Origin of the sequence: Streptomyces sp. H27-D2, from assembly GCF_035828615.1 — a bacterium.
Classification (GTDB): domain Bacteria; phylum Actinomycetota; class Actinomycetes; order Streptomycetales; family Streptomycetaceae; genus Streptomyces.
The window spans coordinates 1-5,533 of the sequence record NZ_JAYMZR010000115.1 but is presented as its reverse complement, the minus strand read 5'-3'; the positions used below and the strand labels follow the sequence as shown (position 1 = coordinate 5,533).

Here is a 5,533-nt window from a genome sequence, read left to right as displayed (position 1 = left end):
GTATCCAGCGGGAGGCGCCGTCTCCGTCCCCCGACGGGGTCGACCGTCCCCGCACCGGTCGGCCGCGGACGCCCGGGTCAGCCGCGGACGCCCAGCAGGTGGTCCATCGCGAGCTGGTCCAGGTGCTCGAAGCCCATCCCGCGCCCGGCCGCCGCGTCCACGTCGAAGTCCTCGTAGACGGCCCGCTCCGCGAGCAGCCCGGCGAGCGTCTCGCCCTCGCCCAGCGTCGGCTGCGCCAGTTGGTCGAGCCGTGAGGCGAGCAGCGCCTCCCGCACGGCCGGGTCGGCGCGGAATGCCGCCGCTCGCTCCTTGAGGATCAGGTAGTTGCGCATGCAGCCCGTCGCCGAGGCCCACACCCCGTCGAGGTCCTCGGTGCGCGGCGGCTTGAAGTCGAAGTGCCGCGGGCCCTCGTAGCCCGCTGTCTCCAACAGGTCCACCAGCCAGAACGCGGAGCGCAGATCGCCCGCGCCGAAGCGCAGGTCCTGGTCGTATTTGATGCCCGTCTGGCCGTTGAGGTCGAGGTGGAAGAGCTTGCCGGACCAGATCGCCTGGGCGATGCCGTGGGTGAAGTTGAGTCCGGCCATCTGCTCGTGGCCGACCTCCGGGTTGACGCCGAACAGCTCGGGCCGCTCCAGCCGTTCGATGAAGGCCAGCGCGTGGCCCACGGTCGGCAGCAGGATGTCGCCGCGCGGCTCGTTCGGCTTGGGCTCGATGGCGAAGCGCAGGTCATAGCCCTGCTCGACGACATACGAGGCGAGCAGGTCGAACGCTTCCTTCATCCGGTCCAGGGCGGCGCGCACGTCCTTCGCCGCGCCGGACTCCGCGCCCTCGCGCCCTCCCCAGGCGACGTACGTCCTGGCCCCCAACTCGGCCGCCAGGTCGATGTTGCGGATGGTCTTGCGCAGGGCGTAGCGCCGTACGTCCCGGTCGTTGGCGGTGAACGCGCCGTCCTTGAACAGCGGGTGGGTGAACAGGTTGGTGGTCGCCATCGGCACGATCAGCCCGGTGGCGTCCAGCGCCTGCCGGAAGCGCTTGACGTGTGCCTCGCGCTCGCTCTCGGACGCGGCGAAGGGGATCAGGTCGTCGTCGTGGAACGTCACGCCGTACGCGCCCAGTGCGGCGAGCCTGCGCACCGACTCGGCCGGGTCGAGCGCCGGTCTGGTGGCGTCCCCGAAGGGGTCGCGGCCCTGCCATCCGACCGTCCACAGGCCGAAGCTGAACTTGTCCTCGGGGGTGGGCTGATAGCTCACGGTGGCTCCCTCGACTATTTCGTCATGGCCCTTAACAAATTAGTATGCTCAAGCACTCCGGAGAAGCCCTCAGTCAGCCAGGAGATCAGCCAGCCGGGACCAGCTTCTGACGGGAGAGCAGCATGGCCGTATCCGAAGGACCGCTCGTCGTCGGCGTGGACAGCTCCACTCAGTCCACCAAGGCACTGCTCGTCGACTCGGCGAGCGGCCGGGTCGTCGCCAGTGGGCAAGCGCCGCACACGGTGGGCGGCACAGGCGGGCGGGAGAGCGACCCCGAACAGTGGTGGACGGCGCTGTGCGAAGCGCTGCGCCAGTGCGGACCGGCCGCGCGGGAGGCCGGCGCGGTGTCCGTCGCCGGCCAGCAGCACGGCCTCGTCACCCTCGACGCCGCCGGCCGGCCGGTGCGCCCCGCCCTGCTCTGGAACGACGTGCGCTCGGCCCCGCAGAGCGAGCGGCTCATCGAGCGCCTCGGCGGCCCCAAGGCGTGGGCGGAGCGGGTCGGCAGTGTGCCCACCGCCGCCTTCACCGTCACCAAGTGGGCCTGGCTGCGCGACAACGAGCCGGAGGCGGCCCGCACCACGGCCGCCCTGCGGCTGCCGCACGACTACCTCACCGAGCGGCTCACCGGCCAGGGCACCACCGACCGCGGCGACGTCTCCGGCACCGGCTGGTGGGCCTCCTCGACCGAGTCGTACGACGAGGAGATCCTCGACCTCGTCGGACTCTCCCCCGACCGGCTGCCGCGCGTCCTGGCCCACGGAGAGACGGCCGGCACCGTCCGCCCGCGGTCCGAACTCCCGCTGATCCCCGGCACTCTGGTCGCCACCGGCACCGGCGACAACATGGCCGCGGCCCTCGGGCTCGGCCTGCGCCCGGGCCTGCCGGTGCTCAGCCTGGGCACCTCCGGCACCGCGTACGCGGTCTCCACCGGCCGCCCCACCGACCCGACCGGAACGGTCGCCGGCTTCGCCGACGCGCGCGACGCCTGGCTGCCGCTCGCCTGCACCCTCAACTGCACCCTGGCCGTGGACCGGATCGCCGCGCTGCTCGGCCGCGACCGCGAAGCCGTCGAACCGGGCGGCTCGGCGGTTCTGCTGCCCTTCCTCGACGGCGAACGCACCCCCAACCTGCCGTACGCCACCGGACTGCTGCATGGTCTGCGCCACGACACGACGGCGGGCCATGTCCTGCAAGCCGCCTACGACGGCGCGGTCTTCGCCCTGCTCAGCGCCCTCGACAAGGTCCTCGACGCCTACGCGGACCCCGCCACCCCGCTGCTGCTCATCGGCGGCGGCGCGCAGGGCGCCGCCTGGCGCGACACCATCCTGCGGCTCTCAGGACGCCCCGTGCAGGTCCCCAGGGCCCGCGAGCTGGTCGCCCTCGGCGCGGCGGCGCAGGCCGCCGCGCTGCTCACCGGCGAGGACCCGGCGGCCGTCGCCCGCCGCTGGCGCACGGCGGACGGTGCGTCGTACGAAGCGGTGCCGCGCGACGACGCGGCCATCGACCGGCTGGCGGCGACGCTGGCCGACGCGGGGCCGCTGCTGCGGACGGGGCGGTCGGGGGCGGTGGAGGACTGAGGGGCGCGCGGGGGCGGGCGGACGGGGCGCGCGAGCAGGGTCCGAGCCCCGAGCCCGAACCAGCATCTGAGCTCGGCTCCGAAATCCCCTCAGCCCGTATCCCCCATCCCGACCACCGACCGGAGGAGACCGTCACATGGCCGCGCCCGCGCCGACGTCCACGCCGAACACCCAGCAGGCGATGCGCCAACGCAACCTGTCCCGCGTGCTGCACGCCATCGCCGGCCACGGCCCGCTCTCCCGCGCCGACGTCGCCGCGCACATCGGCCTGACCCGCGCGGCCATCTCCACCCTCGTCGACGAACTGACCCGCGCCGAGTTGCTCGTCGAGCTCGGCCGGCCGACGAAACCCGCTTCGGTCGGCAGGCCCGGCACGGCGCTCGCGCTCAACGACCGCGGGCCTGTCGGGATCGGCGCGGAGATCGGGGTGGACCACATCGCGGTGTGCGCCATGGACCTGCGGGGGGTGGTGCGCGCGCAACCGGGAGCGCGCCCCCACGCCGGTCCTCGCCGAGCTGACGGCGCTGCTCGCCCGGGTGTCGGCCGAAGCCGAGCAGCAGGGATTGCGCCCGGTCGGACTGGCGGTCTCCGTGCCCGGCCTCGTCGCGCGAGGCTCGACCACCGTGGTCCGCGCCCCCAACCTCGGCTGGCGGCACGTCGACCTCGGCCCGGCGCTGGGCCCGTCCTCCATCAGCTCGGTCTCCCCCGGCCCGCACCTGTCCTCACCCCTCGCCCCGTCGTTCCCCCTCATCGTCGACAACGAGGCCAACCTCGGCGCGCTCGCGGAACTGTGGCGCGGCGGACACACCCCGCGGCCCCGCGACTTCGTCCATGTCTCGGCCGAGATCGGCATCGGCGCGGCAGTCGTCATCGACGGCCGGCTGCTGCGCGGGGCGCACGGCTTCGCGGGCGAGCTGGGCCACGTACCGGTGCACCCCGAAGGGCTCCCGTGCGCGTGCGGCGGCCGTGGCTGCCTGGAGCAGTACGCGGGCGAGGAAGCGGTCCTGCGCGCCGCCGGGGTCCCTCCGGAGCCGGCGGAGTTCCCGGCGGAGCCCGCCGAGGCCGGGGCAGGCGGCCCGGCAGGCGTCTCCCGCACAGCCGCGCTGGCCTCCCGGGCGGCGGCGGGCGACGAGCGGGTGCGCACCGCGCTGCGCGCCGCGGGCGAGGCGCTGGGCATCGCGCTGGCCGGCACGGTCAACCTCCTCGACCCGCAGACGGTGATCCTCGGCGGCGCGCTCGCCCGGCTCGCGCCCTGGCTGCTGCCCGCGCTGGAGGCGGAGTTGGCGAGCCGGGTCGCCCAGCACCACATCACCGTCTCGCGGCTCGGCCCGGACGGCCCGCTGCTGGGCGCGGCCCACTCCGTCGTACAGGCGCTCCTGGACCGGCCCACGGCCCAGCCCGCCGCGGCCCCCGCCGCCCGGCGGGCGTAGCGCCACGACGCCCGCCGGGAGCCGCCGCCGCGAACCGGAGGCCGCCGCCCGCACCGGATGGCAGCCGCAACAGTACGATTTGCGCATGACCGGCGAGATATCCGAAATCCGCGTGACCGATTCGAAGGCGAGGGCCGCCCATCTGCTGCTCGCGTTCCGCCACGGCAACCAGCAAGCCTTCGACGCGGCCTTGCCCGGCGGCGGCAGCGACGCCGCCAGGGTGGACACACCGGCGAACTCGGCGGCTGACGACTCGGCCGACGGAATCAAGGACCTGGTCTCCGCGCTGACCTGGATCGCCAACGAGGCCGTGCGCAAGGCGTATCAGCCGGACGTCGCCGATCGGGTACTGCGGCATCTGGCCCGCCGCAGTCCCGCCGACACCCGCTGGGTGTCGACCGAGGAAGAGGCCGCACCGGACGTCGCACTGCTGCTGGAAGCCGTAGCGCACGGCGACACCGAGGCGGTGCGCACCATGGTGCGATCCACCCCCGACACCACGTTCGTCCTGGGCAAGCTGCTCCAGGCCGTCGCACAGCTGCTGCCGTCGGTCCCCGCGCCCGTCCTCCGCGACCTGCTCGACGATCTCAGGGACACTCCGCCGGTCTGAGGCGGCCTGGAGCGTGGAGCGGACCTCAGGGGCGGCCGGCGCGAGCGCCTAATGCCGGTCGTTCGCCCGGAGGAAGGCCGCCAGGCCCGCCAGGTCATCGGTGTTGATGTGGTCGACCCCGGCCGCGAGCAGCTCGCGCCACACCGCTTCGCGCGCCGGGCCCGGCAGCTCCGGGGTGGCCCAGAAGCGGACCCGTTGACGGGCGGCGTGTGCCGTTTCCACGATCTGGCGCAGCTTCGTCCGCTCGGCCGGCGGTATCGGGCCCTCGCCCTGCCAACTGAAGCTGAGCGTCCAGTTGGTGCTGATCAGCGGGATGAAGGAGGCCGGGACCCCGCTGCCCAGGTCCTCCAGCCGGCCGTCGTAGAAGGCGTAGCGCAGCCGCTCGGCCTCCATCGGCACCCGCGCGGCCCGGTCGCCGGAGATGACCGGGGTCACCGCGCCGGGGCGCACTTTGCCGCCCACGCTCGCGCTGAGCATCGGCCGGTAGAGCCGCAGCCGCCGGGAGAGTTCGCGGTACGCGGGGTCTCCGGCGGTCTTGATGTCGATGAGCAGTTGCAGGGAGAGCGGGTAACCCCGGTACACCCGGCCGTGGTTGTCTCTCACCCGCCTCATCAGCGGGTCGAGGTAGAGCGATTCGAGCGTGCGGGTGGGGTCGAGGTCCGAGAT

4 protein-coding genes and 1 pseudogene are annotated in these 5,533 nt (G+C 74.0%); 3 read left to right on the top strand and 2 right to left on the bottom strand.

Annotation, left to right across the window (positions count from 1 at the left end):
- Positions 1–77 precede the first annotated feature (77 nt).
- A complete protein-coding gene (gene xylA, locus QMK28_RS29715) occupies positions 78–1,250 on the bottom strand; it encodes a xylose isomerase (RefSeq protein WP_326442778.1) in 1,173 nt (390 codons plus the stop codon).
- Between the two features lie 122 nt (positions 1,251–1,372).
- On the opposite strand from xylA, the gene xylB reads away from it, so the two are divergent.
- The 3 genes and pseudogenes from xylB (at position 1,373) to QMK28_RS29700 (ending at position 4,867) form a co-directional block, all read left to right on the top strand.
- Complete coding sequence (gene xylB / locus QMK28_RS29710; protein ID WP_326442777.1) at positions 1,373–2,827, top strand: xylulokinase; 1,455 nt, start codon at positions 1,373–1,375, stop codon at positions 2,825–2,827.
- Between the two features lie 136 nt (positions 2,828–2,963).
- Positions 2,964–4,257, top strand: a pseudogene (locus tag QMK28_RS29705) (ROK family protein).
- 85 nt (positions 4,258–4,342) lie between these two features.
- Entirely contained in the window at positions 4,343–4,867 is a 525-nt protein-coding gene (locus QMK28_RS29700) for a hypothetical protein (protein ID WP_326442776.1), read from the top strand.
- A gap of 48 nt (positions 4,868–4,915) precedes the next feature.
- Here the strand turns inward: QMK28_RS29700 and QMK28_RS29695 are convergent.
- Positions 4,916–5,533: hypothetical protein (locus QMK28_RS29695; protein ID WP_326442775.1), on the bottom strand; the 618-nt coding region annotated here is incomplete at its 5' end.

Bases quoted from the DNA above. Each gene is read 5' to 3' on its own strand.
- xylB (WP_326442777.1), top strand. From the start codon at position 1,373: ATGGCCGTATCCGAAGGACCGCTCGTCGTCGGCGTGGACAGCTCCACT.
- QMK28_RS29700 (WP_326442776.1), top strand. From the start codon at position 4,343: ATGACCGGCGAGATATCCGAAATCCGCGTGACCGATTCGAAGGCGAGG.